The organism is Elusimicrobiota bacterium, from assembly GCA_041660925.1.
Taxonomy (GTDB): Bacteria; Elusimicrobiota; Elusimicrobia; order UBA1565; family UBA1565; genus JBAZUV01.
Genome location: JBAZVI010000004.1, coordinates 199,409 through 220,413, shown reverse-complemented (window position 1 = coordinate 220,413; position 21,005 = coordinate 199,409). Strand labels below are relative to the sequence as shown.

19 protein-coding genes and 2 tRNA genes are annotated in these 21,005 nt (G+C 69.1%); 15 read left to right on the top strand and 6 right to left on the bottom strand.

What is annotated here, in order from left to right:
* Positions 1-148: 148 nt before the first annotated feature.
* The 3 genes from WC969_07425 to WC969_07415 all read right to left on the bottom strand — a co-directional run bounded on the left by WC969_07425 (position 149) and on the right by WC969_07415 (position 819).
* Positions 149-227, bottom strand: a tRNA-Asp gene (locus WC969_07425).
* 64 nt (positions 228-291) lie between these two features.
* Positions 292-480, bottom strand: coding sequence for a hypothetical protein (locus tag WC969_07420; protein ID MFA6029665.1), 189 nt, complete (start codon positions 478-480; stop codon positions 292-294).
* Between the two features lie 267 nt (positions 481-747).
* Positions 748-819 (bottom strand) — tRNA-Val (locus WC969_07415).
* 376 nt (positions 820-1,195) lie between these two features.
* Between WC969_07415 and WC969_07410 the strand changes: the two genes are divergently transcribed.
* Positions 1,196-1,516: a CPXCG motif-containing cysteine-rich protein gene (locus WC969_07410; GenBank protein MFA6029664.1), complete on the top strand. Its 321-nt coding sequence runs from the start codon at positions 1,196-1,198 to the stop codon at positions 1,514-1,516.
* Between the two features lie 146 nt (positions 1,517-1,662).
* Here WC969_07410 and WC969_07405 read toward each other — a convergent pair whose 3' ends face one another.
* A complete protein-coding gene (locus WC969_07405) occupies positions 1,663-2,028 on the bottom strand; it encodes a hypothetical protein (protein ID MFA6029663.1) in 366 nt (121 codons plus the stop codon).
* Positions 2,029-2,139: 111 nt separating this feature from the next.
* Here WC969_07405 and WC969_07400 point away from each other — a divergent pair, with 111 nt between their 5' ends.
* The 3 genes from WC969_07400 to WC969_07390 are packed head-to-tail and all read left to right on the top strand — an operon-like array spanning position 2,140 to position 7,229.
* A complete protein-coding gene (locus tag WC969_07400; GenBank protein MFA6029662.1) occupies positions 2,140-5,712 on the top strand; it encodes a CHASE2 domain-containing protein in 3,573 nt (1,190 codons plus the stop codon).
* Complete coding sequence (locus WC969_07395) at positions 5,709-6,503, top strand: Stp1/IreP family PP2C-type Ser/Thr phosphatase (GenBank protein MFA6029661.1); 795 nt, start codon at positions 5,709-5,711, stop codon at positions 6,501-6,503. The genes WC969_07400 and WC969_07395 overlap by 4 nt, the downstream gene beginning before the upstream one ends.
* Positions 6,504-6,512: 9 nt before the next feature.
* Positions 6,513-7,229, top strand: coding sequence for an FHA domain-containing protein (locus tag WC969_07390; protein MFA6029660.1), 717 nt, complete (start codon positions 6,513-6,515; stop codon positions 7,227-7,229).
* 210 nt (positions 7,230-7,439) lie between these two features.
* Here the strand turns inward: WC969_07390 and WC969_07385 are convergent, their stop codons facing one another.
* On the bottom strand, positions 7,440-8,456 hold the full coding sequence (locus WC969_07385; GenBank protein MFA6029659.1) for a 2-oxoacid:ferredoxin oxidoreductase subunit beta: 1,017 nt from the start codon (positions 8,454-8,456) through the stop codon (positions 7,440-7,442).
* Between the two features lie 3 nt (positions 8,457-8,459).
* On the bottom strand, positions 8,460-10,334 hold the full coding sequence (locus WC969_07380) for a 2-oxoacid:acceptor oxidoreductase subunit alpha (GenBank protein MFA6029658.1): 1,875 nt from the start codon (positions 10,332-10,334) through the stop codon (positions 8,460-8,462).
* Positions 10,335-10,444: 110 nt separating this feature from the next.
* On the opposite strand from WC969_07380, the gene sucC reads away from it, so the two are divergent.
* The 11 genes from sucC (at position 10,445) to WC969_07325 (ending at position 21,005) form a co-directional block, all read left to right on the top strand.
* A complete protein-coding gene (gene sucC / locus WC969_07375) occupies positions 10,445-11,617 on the top strand; it encodes an ADP-forming succinate--CoA ligase subunit beta (GenBank protein MFA6029657.1) in 1,173 nt (390 codons plus the stop codon).
* Positions 11,614-12,510 (top strand): succinate--CoA ligase subunit alpha, encoded by an 897-nt coding sequence (sucD, locus tag WC969_07370; GenBank protein ID MFA6029656.1) that lies wholly within the window; start codon positions 11,614-11,616, stop codon positions 12,508-12,510. The genes sucC and sucD overlap by 4 nt, the downstream gene beginning before the upstream one ends.
* Complete coding sequence (locus WC969_07365) at positions 12,507-13,235, top strand: cytochrome c biogenesis CcdA family protein (protein ID MFA6029655.1); 729 nt, start codon at positions 12,507-12,509, stop codon at positions 13,233-13,235. The genes sucD and WC969_07365 overlap by 4 nt, the downstream gene beginning before the upstream one ends.
* A 36-nt stretch (positions 13,236-13,271) precedes the next feature.
* Entirely contained in the window at positions 13,272-15,356 is a 2,085-nt protein-coding gene (locus tag WC969_07360) for an adenylate/guanylate cyclase domain-containing protein (protein MFA6029654.1), read from the top strand.
* 7 nt (positions 15,357-15,363) lie between these two features.
* Positions 15,364-15,933 (top strand): 3'-5' exonuclease, encoded by a 570-nt coding sequence (locus WC969_07355; GenBank protein ID MFA6029653.1) that lies wholly within the window; start codon positions 15,364-15,366, stop codon positions 15,931-15,933.
* 134 nt (positions 15,934-16,067) lie between these two features.
* Entirely contained in the window at positions 16,068-17,729 is a 1,662-nt protein-coding gene (gene hutU / locus WC969_07350; protein MFA6029652.1) for a urocanate hydratase, read from the top strand.
* A gap of 104 nt (positions 17,730-17,833) precedes the next feature.
* Positions 17,834-18,331, top strand: a complete 498-nt coding sequence (locus WC969_07345; GenBank protein ID MFA6029651.1) for a YajQ family cyclic di-GMP-binding protein — start codon at positions 17,834-17,836, stop codon at positions 18,329-18,331.
* Positions 18,332-18,389: 58 nt separating this feature from the next.
* A complete protein-coding gene (locus WC969_07340; GenBank protein ID MFA6029650.1) occupies positions 18,390-18,974 on the top strand; it encodes a sigma-70 family RNA polymerase sigma factor in 585 nt (194 codons plus the stop codon).
* Positions 18,971-19,438 carry a zf-HC2 domain-containing protein gene (locus tag WC969_07335; protein ID MFA6029649.1) on the top strand — a complete coding sequence of 156 codons (468 nt, stop codon included), beginning with the start codon at positions 18,971-18,973 and terminating at the stop codon, positions 19,436-19,438. Before WC969_07340 ends, WC969_07335 begins: the two co-directional genes overlap by 4 nt.
* A 151-nt stretch (positions 19,439-19,589) precedes the next feature.
* On the top strand, positions 19,590-20,621 hold the full coding sequence (locus tag WC969_07330; GenBank protein ID MFA6029648.1) for a sigma-E factor regulatory protein RseB domain-containing protein: 1,032 nt from the start codon (positions 19,590-19,592) through the stop codon (positions 20,619-20,621).
* A gap of 42 nt (positions 20,622-20,663) precedes the next feature.
* Positions 20,664-21,005, top strand: a complete 342-nt coding sequence (locus WC969_07325) for a hypothetical protein (GenBank protein ID MFA6029647.1) — start codon at positions 20,664-20,666, stop codon at positions 21,003-21,005.

Below are 21,005 nucleotides of genomic sequence, written 5' to 3'. Positions count from 1 at the left end.
GCGGTCAGCGTTCTCGACGAGGAAATTAGAATCGCTCTCCGTCGAGAAGTTCGAATCCCGCCGTGATGTGCAGTCCGTTACAAAAAAACACCGGCGCAATTTCCCTTGTTATTCCTAGAGAAATTGCGCCGGGTTATCGCCAGAAAACTGGCGGGGTCGACGGGATTTGAACCCGCGGTCTCTGCCTTGACAGGGCAGCGTGTTAGGCCAGGCTACACCACGACCCCTACGACGAGTCGTGATTATAGCACATCCCCTTCCGGTCAGTCCCGGAAGGGGACGAGCGCGCCCCTAGCGCTCCGGCTCCTCTTCCTTGTCGCGGTCCATCATCTCGGCGAGCTGGTTGAAGTCCGTGCTGAGCGTGCTGAAGCGTTCCTCGAGATGGTCCCACTCGGGGTCGGCGTTCGTCGCCGCGGACTTCTTCTCGGGCTGCTTGGCCCGTTTGCTCGACGGAGCGGCCGCCTTCTTCTTTCCAGCCATACCGCAAGTGTAGACTCTCGTCTCCCTTTTCGCAAGAGGAAAATTATTTGGAGCGGCGACATCGTCGCCGCTCCGCTTCGGGGGAGGTTACAGCGCCGCACGACCGACTGTACGCGTGCGGACGCGCCATAGGAGGGGGGAGGCCCCCCTCCTGTGGCGAGCAGCCGAGGCGCACCCACGCTAATGTTGATACCTCTGTGCGCCGAGGGAACCGGCGCCCCCGGGCCCGATTATCAATCGGGCCGGGATGGCGCCGGCTGCGAAGGGTGGGCCGTGCAGGATTCGAACCTGCGACATCCTGCGTGTAAGGCAGGCGCTCTACCGCTGAGCTAACGGCCCGTTCGGATTCTAGCAGTTTGAAGCTGCGGCGCCTCGGGAATGGGCGCCGCGCTCCTCTGCGGGTGGGGGTTCAGCCCTCGTGGCCCTCGACCGAGCGGAACCTCGGTCGAGCTGGCCGAGGGCGCCGACGAAACGGGGGAGGGCAGAGCCCTCCACCGGGACCCCACCCGAGCGGCCCGACCCGCAGGGGAGGGGCCGCCGGCCCCTCCCCTACCTTGGCGAGCCGCCGAGCGAGGACACGTCGGAAGAGCTCTTCCTCTCCGGAGCGAGGGGACCGCACTCCCCGGCACCGACTATCAGTCGGGGCGGGCTGAGTGCGGCGGCGTAGGTCTTGACGAACGCGGAACCAAAGTCTATATATTCAACGGTGACCGAAATGAAGAAGACCACGAAGAAGCCCGCCGCAAAGTCCAAGCCGAAGAGCGTTCCCGCGAAGAAGGGCGCTCCCGTCGCCGAGGCCGAGGAGGAGTCCAAGCCCTTCAACCCCGACGAGTTCCGCGTCGAGGAAGCCACGCCGCGCGCGGAGCCGAAGTGGGTCGAGCTCCAGTGCCCCTACTGCGACGAGAACTTCGAGGTGAAGGTCATCCCGTCGGAGGAAGGCATCACGCTCACTCAGGAATGCCAGGTCTGCTGCAAGACCTTGACGATCACGGTCGACTTCGACGACGGAGAGCCCTCGGCGTACGCGTCCCGATAGGGGATCCGCCCCTCCTCCCCCTTCAAGGGGAGGCGAAGGAGGGGGGAGAACATGAAGAAGAGGCCCGCTTATCGCGGGCCTCTTCTTTTGTGGCGCTCCCCTCCCTCTCGAGGGAGGGTGTCGGAGTAGGAAGGGGAGTTAAGGAATCACTCCTCCTGAAAAGAGGTGATGACGAAGCGGGTGTCGAGGTCGATGACCTCGCTCGCTTTGCGCAGGGCGCGCTCGATGCGGCGCGTCTTCAGGACCTTCCCTTTCGCCACCGTGAAGCGCAGCACCGGGTCGTCGAGGTCGAAGGAGGCGTCGGAGAGCTCCTTGATGACCCGCAGTTCGCGCAGGATCGCCCGCTTGCAGCCCTCGCAGAGGATGCCGGAGACCTTCGCGCGGTAGGAGCCCTCCAGGATGCGCTCGGGAAGGGCGGCCGGGCGGACCTCCTCCTGCGCGGGAGCGGCCGGGGCCGCGGCGGCCGCGGCGGGGAGAGCCGTCAGGAGCAGGACCAGGCAGAGGTTTCGCATGGGCCCAAGCCTACAAAATCAGGGGGGGAGCGGCAAAACTATATAAGGAGTAAAATCGCCATTGACACAAACGGGGGGTTCCGTTAAACTCTTCGGGTCCCGGACGGACGGATGAAGAAGAAAACCTGGCTCGTAGACGCCCTTCTCGGGCTCCTCATCGTCGCCTTCACGGCCGGCTCCTATGTCCTGCCGGGCTCCTTCCCCCTGCTCGAGGGCTTGGAGCTCAAGGGCTTCGACATGCGGGCCAAGTTCCGTCAGTCGCTCGAGACCCCCGCCGACATCGTCATCGTCGCCATCGACGACGACTCCATCGCCCGCATCGGGCGCTGGCCCTGGGCGCGCACGCGCATCGCGGAGATGCTCGACCTCCTCGCAACCGCGAAGCCGAAGGTCGTCGGCCTCGACATCCTCTACAGCGAGCCGGAGGTCAACCCCGCCATCTCCGAGATCGAGTCCCTGCGGGTCCGCTACGGCGAGCTGCTGGGCTCGCGGCGCATCGTGCAGAAGGGCGGCGTGGACTTCGCCAACGAGTTCTCCTCCGTCGCCGTGCGGCTCGACACCGACTCGCGCCTGCTCGCCTCTCTGAGCGCCTCCGGGAACGTCCTCCTGCCCATGTCCTTCGCCGGCGGCGGGACCCTCGGGGCGAAGCCCGACCCGCTGCCGCCAGAGCTTTCGAGCTCGACGCTCATGGCGCGCGTCGCCCGCGCCGACGCCGGGCTGCCGCCGCCGGTGGAGGCCTCCAAGCCGGTCTTCCCGATCCCGTCGTTCATGCAGGCCAGCGCCGGCGTCGGGCACGTGAACATCTACCCCGACCTCGACGGCACGGTCCGCCGCGAGGTGCCGGCGGTCAAGTACGGCGACGCCTATCTGCCCTCCTACGCGCTGGCGCTGACGGCGCGCTACCTCGGCTTGAAGGCCGAGGACGTCGTCGTCTCCCCCGGCAGCGACGTGACCCTCGGCAAGCTGCGCATACCGCTCGATGAGGCGCAGTCGATGCTCGTGACCTTCAACGGCCCGGACCACACCTTCCGCTACTACTCCTTCCACGAGGTCCTCAACGGCAAGGTCTCGATGGACGTCTTCAAGGACAAGATCGTCCTGCTCGGGCCCTCCGCCTCAGGGGTCGCGACCCTCTACGTCACCCCCGTCGCCCAGGCCCTGCCGCCGGTCGAGTTCATCGCCAACGTCATCGACAACGTCCTCAAGCAGCGCTTCCTGACCCGGCCCGAGTGGGCGGCGCGCGTCGAGCTCGGGCTCATCGCCTTCTGCGGTCTCTTCATCATGTTCGGCCTGCCGCGCCTGCGCGCGCTCGGCGGGGCCACCGTCACCGCCCTGCTGCTGGCGTCGGTGATGGGCGCCGGCGGCTGGCTCTTCATCGAGCGCGGGGAGTGGGTGAAGGTCGTCTACCCGGCCTTCCTGCTCGTCGCCGGCTACCTGGTCATCCAGACCAAGCGCTTCATCTTCACCGAGAAGGGCAAGGAGCTCGTCGAGGCCTCGGCCATCGAGACCAACAAGATGCTCGGCCTCTCCTTCCAGGGGCAGGGCATGCTCGACCTCGCCTTCGAGAAGTTCCGGCTCTGCCCGCTCGACGACCACATGAAGGAGACGCTCTACGGTCTCGGCCTCGACTTCGAGCGCAAGCGCCAGTACGCGAAGGCGGTCAACGTCTACAAGCACGTCGCGGGCGCGGACCCCAAGTACAAGGACATCCCGGACAAGATCAAGGTGCTCGGCGCGGCCGCCGAGGGCGCGGTGTTCGGCGGCGTCGGCCAGAAGGGCGGCGAGGGGACCGTGATGATCACGGGCGGCGCCTCGAAGCCGATGCTCGGCCGCTACGAGATCCTCAAGGAGCTCGGCCGCGGCGCGATGGGCATCGTCTACCTCGGCAAGGACCCCAAGATCAACCGCCAGGTCGCCATCAAGACCCTGATGCTCGAGGAAGGCTCGAGCCCCGAGGAGACGAAGGCGATCAAGGAGCGCTTCTTCCGCGAAGCCGAGTCGGCCGGGACGCTGAACCACCCGAACATCGTGCGCATCTTCGACGCCGGCGAGGAGCAGGACGTCTGCTACATCGCCATGGAGCTCCTCGACGGGCACGACCTCGTCCGCTACTGCGCGAAGGACAAGCTCCTCGGTCCGCTGACCGCGATGGATTACGTCGCGAAGGTCGCCGACGGCCTCGACTACGCGCACGCCCAGGGCATCGTCCACCGCGACATCAAGCCGGCCAACATCATGCTGCTCAACGACGGCTCCGTGCGCGTCGCCGACTTCGGCATCGCCCGCATCACGGCCTCCTCGAAGACCGCGACCGGGACGGTCCTGGGCACGCCCTCCTACATGAGCCCCGAGCAGATCGCCGGACGCAAGGTGGACGGCCGCACGGACCTTTTCAGTCTCGGCGTCACCCTCTTCGAGCTCCTCCTCGGCGAGAAGCCCTTCAAGGGCGGGGAGGGCATCGGCACGCTCCTCTTCCAGATCGCCAACGACCCGGAGCCCGAGCCGCTCACCATCGACCCGAAGCTCCCGCGCTGCGTCGCGCGCGTCGTCCACAAGGCGCTCAAGAAGAGCGCCGACGAGCGCTACCAGAAGGGCGCCGAACTCGCCGCCGACCTGCGCGCCTGCATCGAGCTCATCAAGTCGGGCCAGGATGATTCTATCGGGGTCTCTTCTTCCTCATTGCCTCCCCCCGCGGGGGAGGGTTCCGGGAGGGGGGGCATCGCCGTCCCTCCGGCTGAGGCCGCCGCCCCCGTCGTCGTCGCCGCCGCCGCTCCCGAGGCCCCGGCCTCCGAGCCGGCCGTCGTCGAAACGCCGGCTCCCGCGGTCGAGGTGTCCGCCGACGCGAGCGCGCAGGAGGCGGCGAGCACCCTCATCCTCCCTCCGGAGCCGGCCGCCGAGGAGTCGACCTCGTCCTTCGAGCTGCCGCCGGCCGCCGAGTCGGCTCCGGAGCCCGTCCAGGCGCCCGCACCGACCGAAGCGACGATTTCCTTCGAGGTCCCCGCCCCCGTCGAGCTCGCGCCGTCGGATGCGACGATCTCCTTCGAAGTCCCCGCGCCCTCCGCGGAGCCGGCCCCGAACCCCTCCGAAGGGCCCGGCTCGCCCCTGCCCGCGCCGATCTCCTTCGAGCCGGAACCCGCGGCCGCCAAGCCGGGGCTCGAGTCCTTCACCTTCGACCCTGCGGCGCAGGCGCCGACGGAGCCTCCTCCTGCTGCCGAGACGGCTCCGGCCGCCGCGAAACCCGGGCTCGAGGCCTTCACCTTCGACCCCGCGGCCCAGAAGCCGACGCCCCTGCCGACGGCTCCCGTCGCCGCGGAAGCGGGCCTGGGGATCGACCACGGCTTCCACTTCGAGACCGGCAAGCCCGGCGCCACGGGCGCCATCGAGGCCCGGCCCGACCTTTCGACGCCGCCTCCCCCGGCTCCGGCCTGGAAGCTCGGAGGAGCCGAGGAGATTCCCGCGCCGTCTCCGGAGATCGAGCTCGGCCCCCGCACGGGCGCGGGCTCCGCGCCCTCGTCGATCACGCGGCCGCTGACCCCGGCGGAGATCGCCTCCGCGCTCCCGGCCGAACCGCACGGCTCCCCCGTCCCTGAGGAGGAGGCCCCCGAGGCGGCCCCGCACCCCGCGGACCGGACCTTCGAACCTGACGCGACCATCCGCCTCGAGCCGCCGGGGAAGCCCTCATGAAGCCCCGCCTCGACCTCGCCGGCGCCACCGACCCCGGCTGCGTGCGCGAGCGCAACGAGGACTGCTTCGCCGTCGAGCCGGGACTCGGCCTGCTCGTGGTCTGCGACGGCATGGGCGGGCACAACTCCGGCGAGGTGGCCAGCCGCACCGCGGTCGACACCATCGTCGAATTCGCGGGCAAGAACGTCCTCCCCGAGGGCGGCGACCCCGACCGCTCGGCGCGGGAGCGCCGGCTCGAGTTCCTGCTCAAGACCGCCAACACGATGATCTTCGAGAAGGCCCGCGCGTTCCCGAAGGACCAGGGGATGGGGACCACGGTGGTCGCCGTGCTCCTCGACGAGCGCTCGCTCGCGGTCGCCCACGTCGGCGACAGCCGCCTCTATCTTCGCCGGGGCGGGTCGCTCCAGCAGCTCACCGAGGACCACTCGCTGGTCCAGGACCAGGTCCGCCGCGGGCTCATCACGCGCGAGCAGGCCGACAAGTCCCCGATCCAGAACATCCTGACGCGGGCCGTGGGCACGGAGCCCGACGTCGAGGTGGACCTCTCCGAGCATCCGCTGCTCGAGGGGGACTCGCTCCTCATCTGCTCCGACGGGCTGACCAAGATGGTCCCCGAGTCGGAGATCTCCGAGACGCTCGCGTCCTCCTCCTGCGCGGAGGAGGCCGTCGGCCGGCTCATCGAGGCCGCCCGCGCCGCCGGCGGGGTGGACAACGTCACCGCGGTCGTCGCGCGGGTGCCGGAGCATCCGCGGGGTCTGCGGGGCTGGCTGAGCCGGATCTTCGGAGTCTGAGAGGCACGGATGCCGAAACTCCTTCTGAAGTTCAACGCGGCCGTGATCAAGGAGATCGCGGTCGATAAGACGACGATCACCGTCGGGCGCAAGGCCGACAACGACGTCGTCATCGACAACCCCGCGGTCAGCGGCCACCACTGCCGCATCCTCCTCGTCGGGGACACCTTCTACGTCGAGGACCTGGACTCCACCAACGGCACCTTCGTCAACGAGAAGCGCGTCATGAAGGCCGGGCTGCACGACAAGGACGTCGTCGGCGTCGCCAAGCACGCGCTCGTCTTCGTCGACGAGCGCGCCGCCGCGGATGCGCCTCCCGCGGCCGAGGCGGCCGCGCCGGACTCGACGGTCGTGCTCTCGCCTAAGGCGCAGGAGGACATGGCCAAAGCGACCGCCGAGGGCGGAGCGGTCCCGTCGGGCCGCCTCGGCGCCCTGCGCGTGCTCAAGGGGGCCGTCGGAGAGGCCGAGTACGAGCTCAAGGGGATGTCCACCTACATCGGGAAGTCCGACCGGGTCCAGATCCCCATCAAGGGCGGGGGCCTCTTCGGCTCCGCCCCCGAGGTCGCCGCCTCCATACACCGCAAGCCCGAGGGCTACGTGCTCGTGGCCGTCAAGGACGGCTATCCCTCGGTCAACGGCCAGAGCGTCTCCGGCCAGGTCCCCCTCAAGGACGGAGATATCATCGAAGTCGGCGGGACGACCCTGCAGTTTTATCTTAAGGGGTAGTTTTTCCTTAACTCCCCTTCCTGCGGGAGGGGGACAGGGGGAGGGGGAATCCCTTAAAACGAACCGCCCGGGAGCAACGCTCCCGGGCGGTTCGTTTATGTATTCGCCCCCACCTTGCCCTCGGCGGCACCCCGGCCTATAGTGCCGCGAGCGGACGCATAAGGAACCCTTAGTCCGGTCTCCGTAGGGGAGGACAGTGAGGAAGGGCGTTCAGTCGATGGTCCAAGTCTCATTCCCGGCCAGCAGCTTCTCCACGTCCTCTCCGCCGGGCTTGGCGGCGGCCTTGAACTGGCCCTCCATGAGGTCCTCGTAGGTCGGGGCGGAGACCGCGCGGAAGACGCCGACCGGGGCGGGGAAGTCCGGGGGCTCGAGCTGGGTCAGCATGTACTGGTAGTCGGCCGGGGCCTTCTCGTCGTGGACGAGCAGGTCGGCCGGGGGCTTGCCGGGCTCGAAGGAGACGACCTCGGCGCGTCCGTTCTTGAGCCGGATGCCGCGGTCCTTGTTCTTCCCGTAGATCAGGGGCTTGCCCTGCTCGAGGCGCAGGACGTTGTCCTCGCGGACCGCGCTGCTCTCGAAGAGCTCATAGGCGCCGTCGTTGAAGACCACGCAGTTCTGGTAGAGCTCGACGAAGGAGATGCCCTTGTGGCGCGCGGCGCGCTCCAGGACCGCGCCCATGCCCGCGATGTCGTTGTCCACCGCGCGGGCCACGAAGGTCGCCTCGGCCGCGAGCGCGAAGCGCAGGGCGTTGACCGGGGGCTCGATGGTCCCGTGGGGGGAGGACTTCGTGACCTTGCCCTTCTCCGAGGTCGGCGAGTACTGGCCCTTGGTGAGACCGTAGATGCGGTTGTTGAAGAGCAGGATCTTGAGGTCGAGGTTGCGGCGGATGGTGTGGTTGAGGTGGTTCCCGCCGATGGCGAGTCCGTCGCCGTCGCCGGTCACGACCCAGACGGTGAGGTCCGGGTTCGCGAGCTTGACCCCGGTGGCGATCGCGGGGGCCCGGCCGTGGATGGTGTGGAAGCCGTAGGTGTTCATGTAGTAGGGGAAGCGGCTCGAGCAGCCGATCCCCGAGACGAACACGGTGTTCTCGCGGGCGACGCCGACGGCGGCCATCGTCTTCTGCACCTGGGCCAGGATCGCGAAGTCTCCGCAGCCGGGGCACCAGCGGACGGACTGGTTGGAGGCGAAGTCCGCGCGGGTGAGGGGCTTCTTCGTCGGAGTGTCGGCCATGGCTCAACCCTTCCTGAGCGCGGCGAGGATGCCCTCGCGCAGCTCGCGCACGCTGAACGGCTGGCCCTTCATCTTGTGCAGGCCCTCGGCGGGGACGAGGTAGTTCGCGCGCAGGACGAACTGGAGCTGGCCGAGGTTCATCTCGGGGACCAGGACCCGCTCGAAGCGCTTGAGGATCCCCGCGAGGTCCGAGGGGAGCGGGTGGATGTGGCGCAGGTGGACGAAGGAGACGCTCTCGCCGGCGTTCTGCAGGTCCTGGACCGCCGCGGCGATCGCCCCGTAGGTCGAGCCCCAGCCGACGACGAGCAGCTTCCCGGAGTCCTTGCCGACGACCTTCGTCGGCGGGATCTCGGAGGCGACGCGGGCGATCTTCTCGGCGCGCTGGCGGGTCATGTGCTCGTGGTTGTCGGGGTCGTAGCTGACCGCGCCCGTGACGTCCTGCTTCTCGAGGCCGCCGATGCGGTGCTCGTAGCCGGCCCTTCCCGGGGAGACCCAGGGCCGCGAGAGCGTCTTGGGGTCGCGGCGGTAGGGGGCGAAGTTCGCGGCGTCGAACTCCGGGGGCGTCTCGAAGGCCGGGAGGTCCTTGAGGGCGGGGATGCGCCAGGGCTCGGAGCCGTTGGCCAGGTAGCCGTCGGAGAGGAGGACGACGGGCGTCATGTATTTGACCGCGAGACGGGCCGCCTCGACGGTCATGTCGAAGCAGTCCGAGGGGGTCGCGGCGGCGAGCACGACGCAGGGCGACTCGCCGTTGCGCCCGAACATGCACTGGAAGAGGTCCGACTGCTCGGTCTTCGTCGGCAGGCCGGTCGAGGGGCCGCCGCGCTGGACGTTCACGATGACGAGGGGGAGCTCGGTCATCACGGCCAGGCCCATCGCCTCGCTCTTGAGGGCGAGGCCGGGGCCGCTGGTTCCGGTGGCCGCGAGGGCGCCGGCGAAGGAGGCGCCGATCGTCGAGCAGACCGCGGCGATCTCGTCCTCGGCCTGGAACACCTTGATGCGCTGGGCCTTGTAGCCGGAGAGGAACTGCAGGACCTCCGAGGCGGGGGTGATGGGGTAGGAGCCGTAGAAGAGCTCGCGGCCGGCCCGCTTGGCGGCCGCGACGAGCGCGAGGGCGACGGCCTCGTTGCCGGTCACGTTGCGGTAGCGGCCGGGGCGGATGGGCGCCTTGCGCACCCGGAAGTGGTGCTCGAAGATCTCCGTGGTCTCGGCGTAGGCGTGGCCGGCCTCGAGGGCGCGCAGGTTGGCCTCGACGATGACGGCGTTCTTCTTGAACTTGCTCTTGATCCAGGCGCGCGTCGGCTCCAGCGGGCGCTCGTAGAGCCAGTACATGATGCCGAGCGCGAAGATGTTCTTGCAGCGCTCGCTCTGGGCGCGGGGGAGGTCGAGGCCCGCGAGGGCGCGCTCGGTGAGCGTCGTCATCTCGATGGGGATGACGCGGTAGGCGGAGAGGCTGCCGTCCTCGAGGGGGTTCTTCTCGTAGCCCGCCTTCTTGAGATTGGCCTCCTTGAAGGCGTCGAGGTTGGCGATGATGGTCCCGCCGGGCTCGAGCTCCTTGATGTTGACCTTGAGCGCCGCGGGGTTGAAGGCCACGAGGACCTGCGGCCGGTCGCCGGGGGTGAGCACCTCGCGCGAGGAGAATTGGATCTGGAAGCCGCTGACCCCGGGGAGGCTGCCCGCGGGGGCGCGGATCTCGGCCGGGTAGTCGGGAAGGGTGCTGAGGTCGTTGCCGGCCGAGGCGGTCGCGGAGGTGAACTGGCTGCCCGTGAGCTGGACGCCGTCGCCGGAGTCTCCCGCGAAGCGGATGGTGACCGCGTCGATCTCGGCTACGGGCTTGCCGGCGGGTTCCCGACCGGCGGTCTCTTCCTTAGTAGGGGTCATGGCGATGAAGGGCTCCGGGCGTCCCGTGGCGGTCGTGCAGGCCGGCGGGAGGCCGCTCTTTTCAATATGATAATATAAAAATCGGACCAAGGAGTCCGTCGAGGGCCCGAATGAAACTGCTCGAACACGAAGCCAAGGACATCTTCCGCCGCCGGGGCATCCCCGTGCCGCGCACCGGAGGGGTCCTCACGAAGCCGGCGCAGCTCCCCGCCGCCCTGCGCCGCGCCGGGAAGGGCCCCTGGGTGCTCAAGGCCCAGGTGCTCGCCGGCGGACGGGGGAAGGCCGGCGGCGTGAAGGTCGTGAAGACCCCCGCCGAGGCCCGCCTCGCCGCGAAGGCGATGCTCGGCATGAAGATCGCCACCCACCAGACCCACGGCGCGGCCCTCGTCGTGCGCGAGGTCCTGGTGGACCAGGCCTCGAAGATCGCCCGCGAGATCTATCTCTCCGTCGTCCTCGACCGCCGCGAGGCCCGCCCCGTGGTCATCGCCTCCGCCGAGGGGGGCATGCAGATCGAGGAGCTCGCCCGCTCCCGACCGGACGCCATCCTCAAGGAGCCCGTGGACCCGAGCCGCGGCCTCGAGGCCTTCCAGGCCCGGCGCCTCGCCTTCCGCCTCGGCATCCCCTCCGCCGAGGTCGGCTCCTTCGTGAAGCTCCTGCGCGCGCTCGTGCGGGTCTTCATCGACTACGACGCCTCGCTCGTCGAGGTCAACCCGCTCATCGTCGACGCCTCCGGCAAGCTCTGCGCCATCGACGGCAAGATCGTCACCGACGACAACGCGCTCTTCCGGCAGGAGGAGCTCGCCGGCCGCAGGGACCTCGAGTCGAGCCCGCTCGAGAAGCAGGCCCAGAAGGTCGGGATCAACTACATCAGCCTCGACGGGGACATCGGCTGCATGGTCAACGGCGCGGGCCTCGCGATGGGCACCATGGACATCATCGCGCTCGCCGGCGGCCGGCCCGCCAACTTCCTCGACGTAGGCGGCGGCGCCACGGCCGAGCAGGTCACGGCCGCCTTCCGCATCCTCCTCCAGGACCCCAAGGTCCGCGCCGTGCTCGTGAACATCTTCGGCGGCATCATGCGCTGCGACGTCATCGCCGAGGGCGTGATCGCCGCGGCCAAGCGCGTGAAGATGAAGGTCCCGCTCATCGTCCGGCTGGAAGGCACCAACGTGCGCGAGGGCAAGAAGCTCCTGCACGATTCCCGCCTGCCCATGACGCAGGCGGACAGCCTCTGGGACGCCGCCCAGAAGGCCGTCGCGGCGGCGAAGGAGGTGCGGCCGTGAGCATCCTGCTGAACAGGGACTCCCGCATCGTCGTCCACGGGCTCACCGGCTCCACCGGCACCTTCCACGCGAAGCAGTGCATGGAGTACGGCAGCCGCGTCGTCGCGGGCCTGACGCCCGGCAAGGGCAAGACGACGCATCTCGGCGTCCCGGTCTACGACACCGCCGTCGACGCCGTGAAGCTCGCCGGCGCGGACGTCTCGCTCATCTTCGTGCCTCCGCCCGCCGCGGCCGACTCCATCCTCGAGGCCGTCGACGCGGGGATCCGGACGGTCATCTGCATCACCGAGGGCATCCCGGTCCTCGACATGGCCCGGGTCAAGCGCGTCCTGCGCGAGCGCGAGGCGGCGGGACGGACGGTCCGTCTCGTGGGCCCCAACTGCCCCGGCGTCATCACCCCCGGGCAGTGCAAGGCCGGCATCATGCCCGGCTACATCCACAAGCCCGGACCGGTCGGCGTCGTCTCCCGCTCCGGCACGCTCACCTACGAGGCCGTCTGGCAGCTCACCGGGCTCGGCATCGGCCAGTCTACGGTGGTCGGCATCGGGGGCGACCCCATCGCCGGCTCGAGCTTCACCGACATCCTCCGGCTCTTCGAGGCGGACGAGGAGACGCGGGCCGCCGTCCTCATCGGCGAGATCGGCGGCTCGGCGGAGGAGGAGGCGGCGGAGTTCTTCAAGAAGCACATGCACAAGCCCGTCTTCGCCTTCGTCGCCGGGAAGACCGCCCCGCCCGGCCGCCGCATGGGCCACGCCGGGGCCATCATCGAAGGAGGGGCCGGCACGCACGCCTCGAAGGTCGAGGCGCTCGCGCGCGTCGGCATCCGGGTCGTCGACAACCTCAGCGGCATCGGCGCCGCGGTGGCCGAGACCCTGCCGGGGGTGCGCGCATGAATCTGGGGATCGCTTTCGGGGCGGGGACGCTGAGCTTCTTCTCGCCCTGCGTCCTTCCGCTCATCCCGGTCTACCTCGCCTATCTCACGGGGACGACCTACGAGGGGCTGCTGCGCCAGGGCTCGCGGCGCACGACCCTGGTCCATTCGGGGTTCTTCATCCTGGGCTTCTCGCTGGTCTTCATCGCCCTGGGCGCCTCGGCCTCGGCGGCCGGGGGCGCGCTGATGGCGCACCGCGCCTGGATCGAGCGCGTCGGCGGCGTCGTCCTGCTCCTGCTCGGGCTCTGGATGCTCGGCCTGCTCAAGGCCGCGTTCCTCTACCGCGACGCCCGCTTCCGCTTCCAGGACAAGCCGGCCGGCTTCCTCGGCTCCGTGCTCGTGGGCGCCGCCTTCGCCGCGGGCTGGACGCCCTGCGTGGGTCCGGTGCTCGCCGGCATCCTCATCATGGCCTCCCGCGAGGGCTCCGTCGGGCAGGGCGTCCTCCTGCTCTCCGCCTACTCCGCGGGCTTCGCCGTGCCGCTGCTGCTCTGCGCGCTCGCCGTCGAGCGCTTCTCCCGCGCGCTCAAGCGCGTGGGCCCGTACCTGCCGGCCGTCGAGAAGGCGACCGGCGTCCTGCTCGCCGCGCTCGGCCTCCTGCTGGCGGCGGGCTGGTTCGGACGCTTCACCTCGTGGGCGCTCTCCTACACCGCCGGCTGGGGGCGCCTCTTCGCCGGGACGGGACTCTGAAGTCGTCGAGCACCCTCGGATATCCAGGAGCGGATCATGGCTGAAGAGAAGAAGGCTGAGAAATCCCGGTTCCCCGTGCGCTTCACCGTCGGCTGGATCCTGCTGCTCAGCCTCCTCCAGATCCTCCGGGTGTTCGCCGGACTCGACGACAAGTGGATGGACACGCTCTACCGCATGCGCGGGATGGAGCAGGCCGACGCCCGCGTCCGCATCGTGACGCTCGACGACACCTCTCTTAAGAAGATCGGGCAGTTCCCCTGGCCGCGCAGCGTCTACGAGAAGCTCTTCGACGGGCTCTTCAGGAACGGCGTCAAGGTCGTCGGCGTCGACGTCATGTTCTTCGACCCCTCGCGGCCGGCGGAGGACCAGGCGCTCATCCGGGTGACGAAGAGGTACGGCGACCGGATCGTCCACGCGATCGGCGTGGACCCGGGGACGCTGAACCAGAACAACTTCCTCTATCCCTTCCCGGGGCTGAAGGCCGTGGCCAAGTCCGTCGGGCTGGTGACGCAGCCCTTCATCGACAACGACGGCAGCGTGCGCAACGTCCCGCTGATGGTCGGACGCTCCCCCACGGCGATGAGCGACGGCTGGGCGCAGGACGCGGAACGGCTCCCCACCCTCGGCGTGAAGGTCCTCTCGATCTTCGAGGGCAAGCCGGTGGACTCGTACCTGAAGAGTCTCGGCAACTTCGTCGCGCTCAACGTCCGCGGCCAGCAGGAGCGCGTCGCCATGCGCAGCCGCGACGCCAACGGCGTCGAGAGCGACATCATGGTGATGGAATACGGGATCAAGCGCATCCCGGCCTGGAAGATCATCGAGGACAAGCTCGACGCCCAGGAGCGGGAGGCGCTCAAGGGCGGCATCACGCTGATCGGCTCCACGACGCTCGGCTACTACGACCACTTCCCGACGGCGTTCGACGGGCAGGCGCCCGGGGTCGAGACGCACGCCAACCTCATCGACAACGTCCTCAACGACCGCTACTTCCGGACGGTCCCCCTGTGGGCGTCGCTGCTGCTGATCGTCCTTTTGGGCGCGATCGCCTACCAGCTCATCCACCTCAACCTCCTGAACTCGGCGCTCGCGTTCATGGGCCTCCTCGCGCTCTGGGGCGCGGCGAGCTGGGGGGCGTTCCACGCCCTCTACCGCGTGGACTTCTACTCGCCGCTGCTCGCGCTGACCGGGACCTTCATCGTGCTCATCATCCACCGCGCGCTCATGGAGGAGAAGCAGAAGCGCGAGGTGCGCGCGATGTTCGGCCAGTACGTCTCCCCCGAGGTCGTCGACATCCTGGTCAAGGACCCGACCAAGATCCGGCTCGGCGGCGACAAGCGCGACATGACCGTGTTCTTCCTCGACATCGCCCACTTCACGACGATCTCGGAGAAGATGACCCCCGAGGACCTCATCAAGTTCCTCAACACCTACCTCACCGACCTCACCGACACCATCCTGCGCAACCACGGCGTCGTCGACAAGTACATCGGCGACTGCATCATGGCCTTCTGGAACGCCCCGCTCGACACCCCCGGCCACCGCGTGCACGCCTGCACCGCGGCCGTGGAGTGCCTCGAGGTCATCGAACGCCTGAACCAGAGCTACGTGGACCCGAGCATCCCCGAGAAGCCGGCCGTGCGCATCGGCCTGAACTCGGGAGAGGTCGTCGTCGGCAACACGGGCTCCGCGCGCAAGCTCGCCTACACGGTGCTCGGCGACGACGTGAACCTCGCCAGCCGTCTGGAAGGGGCCAACAAGTTCTTCGGCTCCACCGTCATGGCCAGCGAGAGCACCTACGAGGAGGCGAAGACGGCGGTCGAGGGCCGCGAGCTCGGCCGCGTGCGCGTCGTCGGCAAGGCCATCCCCATCAAGGTCTACGAGCTGCTCGCCAAGAAGGGCGCGCTCAAGCCCGAGTGGCAGAAGGCGCTTCCGGAGTACAACCGCGGGCTCGAGCTTTACGCGAAGCGCGACTTCGCGAAGGCCAAGGAGGCCTTCGAGGGCGTCCTCAAGGTCCTGCCCGGGGACAAGCCGGCGAAGCTCTATGTCAGCACCTGCTCCGACTACCTCAAGGTCCCGCCGCCCGCCGACTGGGACGGGGTGTTCAACCTGACGTCGAAATAGGGGACGCGTGAGCGCCCAGGCCATCGACGACGTCGCCTTCGCCTTCGTGGACACCGAGACCACCGGCCTGTCCCCGAAGAGCGGAGGGCGCGTCTGCGAGATCGCCGTGCTGAAGGTCCGCGCCGGGAAGACCCTGGAGTCCTTCTGCCGCCTCGTCGACCCCGGCTGTCCCATCGACTTCGGCGCGCGCATGGTGCACGGCATCACCGACGAGATGGTGTCCGGCCAGCCCCGCTTCGCGGACCTGGCCGACGCGGTCGAGGGCCTGCTCGCGGACGCGGTCTTCGTCGGACACAACGCGAACTTCGACCTGGGCTTCCTCGCCTCCGAGTTCCGCTACGCGGGGCGGGAGATGCCGAAGGTCCACGTGCTCGACACCCTGCGCTGGGCGCGCAAGCACTACCGCTTCCCCTCGAACCGGCTCGGGGCCATCGTCTCCCACTACGGCCTCGACGCGGCGGGCGCGCACCGGGCGGGCCGCGACGCCGACCTGCTCCGCCAGGTCTTCGAGCGCTTCCTCGCCGATTTCAAGAAGACCAAAGAGGTCCGGACGCTGGAGGACCTGCTGAAGTTGTAAGGAAGAACGCCTTATACTGCCCCTCGCCGCCGCCTTCGGCGCCGGGAGCGAGCGCAGCAAGGAAGCTGAGAGCTCGCACTCCCGAAGGGGGAGGGCAGTGAGGAAGAGCGATGGAACGGAAGGAGCACCGTGACATGACGACCACTACTACCAATATAATTCGCGCCCCGCGGGGGAAGACGCTCAACTGCAAGGGCTGGCAGCAGGAAGGCGCCCTGCGCATGCTCATGAACAACCTCGACCCCGAGGTCGCCGAACGCCCCGAGGACCTGGTCGTCTACGGCGGCAAGGGCAAGGCCGCTCGGAACTGGGAGTGCTACCACCGCATCGTCTCCTCGCTGAAGGCCCTCGAGGACGACGAGACCCTCCTCGTGCAGTCGGGCAAGCCGGTCGGCGTCTTCCGCACCCACCCCTACGCGCCGCGCGTGCTCATCGCGAACTCGAACCTCGTCGGCAAATGGTCCGACTGGGACGTCTTCAACGAGCTCGAGAAGAAGGGGCTGATGATGTACGGCCAGATGACGGCCGGCTCCTGGATCTACATCGGCACGCAGGGCATCCTGCAGGGCACCTACGAGACCTTCGCCGAGGCGGCCCGCCAGCGCTTCAACGGCACCCTCTCCGGGCGCTTCGTGCTCACCGGCGGGCTCGGCGGGATGGGCGGGGCCCAGCCGCTGGCCGCGACGATGAACGGAGCGGCCTTCCTCGGCATCGACGTCGACCCTTCCCGCATCGAGAAGCGCCTGAAGACCGGCTACCTCGACTTCATGGAGACCGACCTCGACGCGGCGCTCAAGCGCGTGCTCGAGGCGCGGCGCACGCGCAAGGCCGTCTCGGTCGGACTGGTGGGAAACTGCGCCGAACTCCTGCCCGAGATCGTCCGCCGCAAGGTCGAGGTCGACATCGTCACCGACCAGACCTCGGCCCACGACCCGCTCACCGGCTACGTGCCCAAGGGCCTTTCGCTCGCGCAGGCCGCGGAGCTCCGCGCGAAGGACCCCAAGGGCTACGTGGAGCGCTCCATGGAGTCCATGGCGATCCATGTCCGGGCGATGCTGGAGCTCCAGGCGCAGGGCTCGACCACCTTCGACTACGGCAACAACATCCGCACGATGGCCCACAAGGCCGGCGTGAAGAACGCCTACGACTTCCCGGGCTTCGTGCCGGCGTTCATCCGCCCGCTCTTCTGCGAGGGCAAAGGGCCCTTCCGCTGGGCCGCCCTCTCCGGAGACCCCAAGGACATCGCGGTGACGGACCAGGCGGTGCTCGACCTCTTCCCGAAGGACGAGGCGCTCGCGCGCTGGATCAAGATGGCCGGCGAGAAGATCCACTTCCAGGGCCTGCCCGCGCGCATCTGCTGGCTGGGCCAGGGCGCGCGCGCCGAGATGGGGCTGCGCATCAACGAGCTCGTCCGGTCGGGGAAGCTCTCCGCGCCCGTGGCGATCGGCCGCGACCACCTCGACACGGGTTCGGTGGCGAGCCCCTACCGGGAGACCGAGGCGATGAAGGACGGCAGCGACGCGGTCGCCGACTGGCCCATCCTCAACGCCCTGCTCAACACGGCCTCCGGCGCCTCGTGGGTCAGCGTCCACCACGGCGGAGGGGTGGGCATCGGCTATTCCCAGCACGCGGGCCAGGTCTGCGTGGCTGACGGCACGAAGGAGATGGACGTCCGCCTCGAACGGGTCCTCACCAACGACCCCGGCCTCGGCGTGGCGCGCCACGCCGACGCGGGCTACGACATCGCCGTGAAGACGGCGAAGAGCAAACGTATTCGTCTTCCCATGCTCGACTGACGTCGCGTGTCGGGGTATGGGGCGGGAGAGGGGGGCCTTCGGCCCCCTCACCCCCGCCCCCTCTCCCGCGTGGCGGGAGAGGGGAGGTGATAACGGAGGAACTTATGGCCGACGAATCGTCGTTCGACGTCGTGAGCAAGGTGAACATGCAGTTCGTCAGCGAGGGGGTCCAGACCGCCCTCAAGGAGATCGTCAACCGCTACGACTTCAAGGACACGGGCTCCGGCATCACGCTCCAGGAGAAGGAGTCCCAGCTCGTGCTGGAATCCTCCGACGAGTTCAAGCTCAGAGCGCTCTTCGACGTGCTCGCCGCCCGCCTGGCCAAGCGCGGGATCCCGCTCAAGAACTTCGACCCCCAGAAGGCCGAATCCTCGCTCGGCGGACGCGCCCGGCAGGTCGTGAAGATCACCCAGGGCATCCCCTCGGACAAGGCCCGGGAGATCGTCGCCGAGATCAAGAAGTCGGGGCTCAAGGTCCAGCCCTCGGTCCAGGGCGACCAGCTGCGGGTCACGAGCCGCTCGCGGGACGCCCTTCAGCAGGCCATCGCCTTCCTCAAGGGGAAGGACTTCAAGATCGACCTGCAGTTCACCAACTACCGCTGAGGGCGGACTTCGAACCTTCCCGGCGCCCGTCCGTATTAGATAGGGAGACGGTGAGGGGATGATGATGGACGATCCCGCGGCCCCGGCGCGGCCGGAAGAGGCGAAGCAGTTCGCGGACCTCATCCGGCGCTGCGCCGACAAGGCCTACAACTTCGCTTACCGGCTCTCCGGGAACGAGCAGGACGCTCGCGACCTGGTGCAGGAGGCGTTCGCCCGGGCGTTCGCGCACAGGGGCCGCTACGACCCCGCGAAGCCCTTCGACGCCTGGGTCCACCGGATCCTGCACAACGTCTTCCTGGACCGCGTGCGGCGCTACGAGCACGGGCACAGCGTCTCGCTCGACGCGCCGCCCCCGGTCGAGGAGACGGCCTGGGAGGAGATCCTCCCGGGGACCGACAAGGAGCCGATCGAGGCCCTGCTCCGGCGCGAGCGGGAGACGCTGCTGCAGCGGGCCCTCGACGCTCTTCCGGTCCATTATCGGGCCGCCGTGGCCCTCTGCGACATCGAGGGCATGTCGTACGACGGGATCGCGGAGGTCCTGGGCTGTCCCGTCGGGACGGTCCGGTCCAGGGTGCACCAGGGACGGCTGCTTTTGAGGCGGGAGTTCGAACGGTTCTCGAAGACGGGCGGAGGAGTGTCATGAGCGCTCATGAGGAATCCCGGCTGCTTTCGGCCTACATCGACGGGGAGCTCGACCGCGACGAGCGCCACCGCGTCGAGGCGCACCTGGGCGCCTGCGCGTCCTGCCGCGCCCGCGAGGAGCGTCTCTCGGAGGTCAAATGGGCCATGGCCGCCGCGCGGCCGCATCGCGCCCCCGCCGACCTCGTCGCGGCGCTCGAAGCCCGGCACGGAGCGGCGCCCGGCCTCTGGGAGCGGGTCCTCGGCGCGCTGAGGCCTCCCGTCGTCTGGGTCCCCGCCGGCGCGCTGGCGCTCGCCGCCCTGGTCATGGGACTCTGGCTCTACCCGGCCGAAGAGGAGGAGATCCCCCTCGAGGCGCTCTCCGCCGCCCACTCCCGCTACAAGGCGGAGAGCCATGTGCCGCACGGCGACCTGCTGGCCTCGAGCTTCTCCGCCTCCTTCGAATCGGAGCAGGGGGAGCATGACTAGAAGCCATCCAGAAACCCCGCTGCGCCTGCAAACGCGGCTTTCGGCCTCCGGCGTCGTTGCTCGGACCGCCGCGTACCTCCAGTACGCTGCGGTCCTCTTGCCTCGCCGGAGGCTCGAAACCCGCGTTTTCGCGTATCAACGGGGTTTCTGGATGGCTTCTGACGGGCGTCTGAAGGGCCTCCTGCGGGCGGCCGGGGCCGCGGCGCTCCTGTGCACCGCCGCAGGCGCCGCGACGAAGGCTCCGGAGCCTCAGGAGCTCCTGCGGCGGGTCGCCGCGGGTCCCACGGGCGCCTACGAAGGGCGCATGGAGGTCATCCGCTGGTACGGGAAGAAGACCCGCGCCGAGGAGGCGCGCGTCTACTTCGACCCGCCCAACCGCTACCGCTGGGAGTTCCTGGCCCCGGACGGCCGTCCCGAGCGGCTCGTCGTCAGCGACGGGAGCAAGGAGCACGTCTACCTGCCGCGCGAGAAGCGCGTCCTCGAGGGCGACGCGGTGAAGAGCTCCCCGAAGCCCTCGGGCCCCGACGAGGACATCGAGCTCCTGCTCCGCAACTACCGGGTCGCCTCGCTGGGGGAGGGGACTCGCGCCGGGCGCAAGGTCTGGGGATTGGAGATCTCCCCGCTGGCCGCCGGGAAGCCCTCCCAGCGGATGTGGATCGACCAGGAGACCTCCGCGGTGCTGGAGTCCCGCCTCTTCCGCGAGAAGGGCTCCTTCACCGTGCTCTCCCGCCTCAGCCACTTCACGCCGCGGCCGGACATCGACGACGAGCTCTTCACGCTCTCCATCCCGACGGGGAGCGTCGTCTCGGAGCACGGTCTCGACCCCGACTACCTCTCGCTCGAGGAGCTCCGGCGCGCGGCGGGGGGGAAGGTCACCTTCCCCCGGGACCTCCCCGCCGGCTTCGTCTTCGAGAGCGCGGATTTCTTCGAGGTCGGCCGCGGCACGGTGCGCCAGGCGCGCTACACCGACGGCCTCGCCGTCGTCTCGGTCTTCCAGACCGCGCGTCCGGTGCGCCTGCCCAAGGACGCCATCCTCGAACCCGCGGGGCCCATGCGTCCGGGGGAGCTCGGCCTCACCAGCAGCGGACGGTTCATGCGCTTCCAGCGAGGTCGGACCTTCTACACGCTCATCGGCGACGTCTCCCAGGACCTGCTCGAGCAGCTCGCCGCCCGCTTGAAGTAGCGGTCTCCCCGAACGAATCCCGCCGTCGGTCGTAGTATAGATGTGCGTCCCGCGGCCCTCGCCGTCGTGCTTCTCGTCATCCCCTTCCTCGGGGGGCCGGCGCGCCTTTTCGCCGCCCCTGCGTCCCGAGCGGGACCGAGGGACGCCGTCGAGGGGACCTCGAAGGTCTCGGGGACCGTGGTCTCCTACGACGCGGCGACCGGGGTCCTCCGGCTGAAGGACCGGCTCGGTCAGGTCTCCGAGTTCCTCGTGGACGCCCGGACGGCGGTCCTGCGAGAGGGAAAGCCCGCGCCGGCCTCCTTCTCCTCCGGCGAGCGCGTGCGCCTGCTCCGCTTCGAGCGGCGCAGCCGACGCGCGCTCCGCATCGACCTGCGTCGGCGCTGA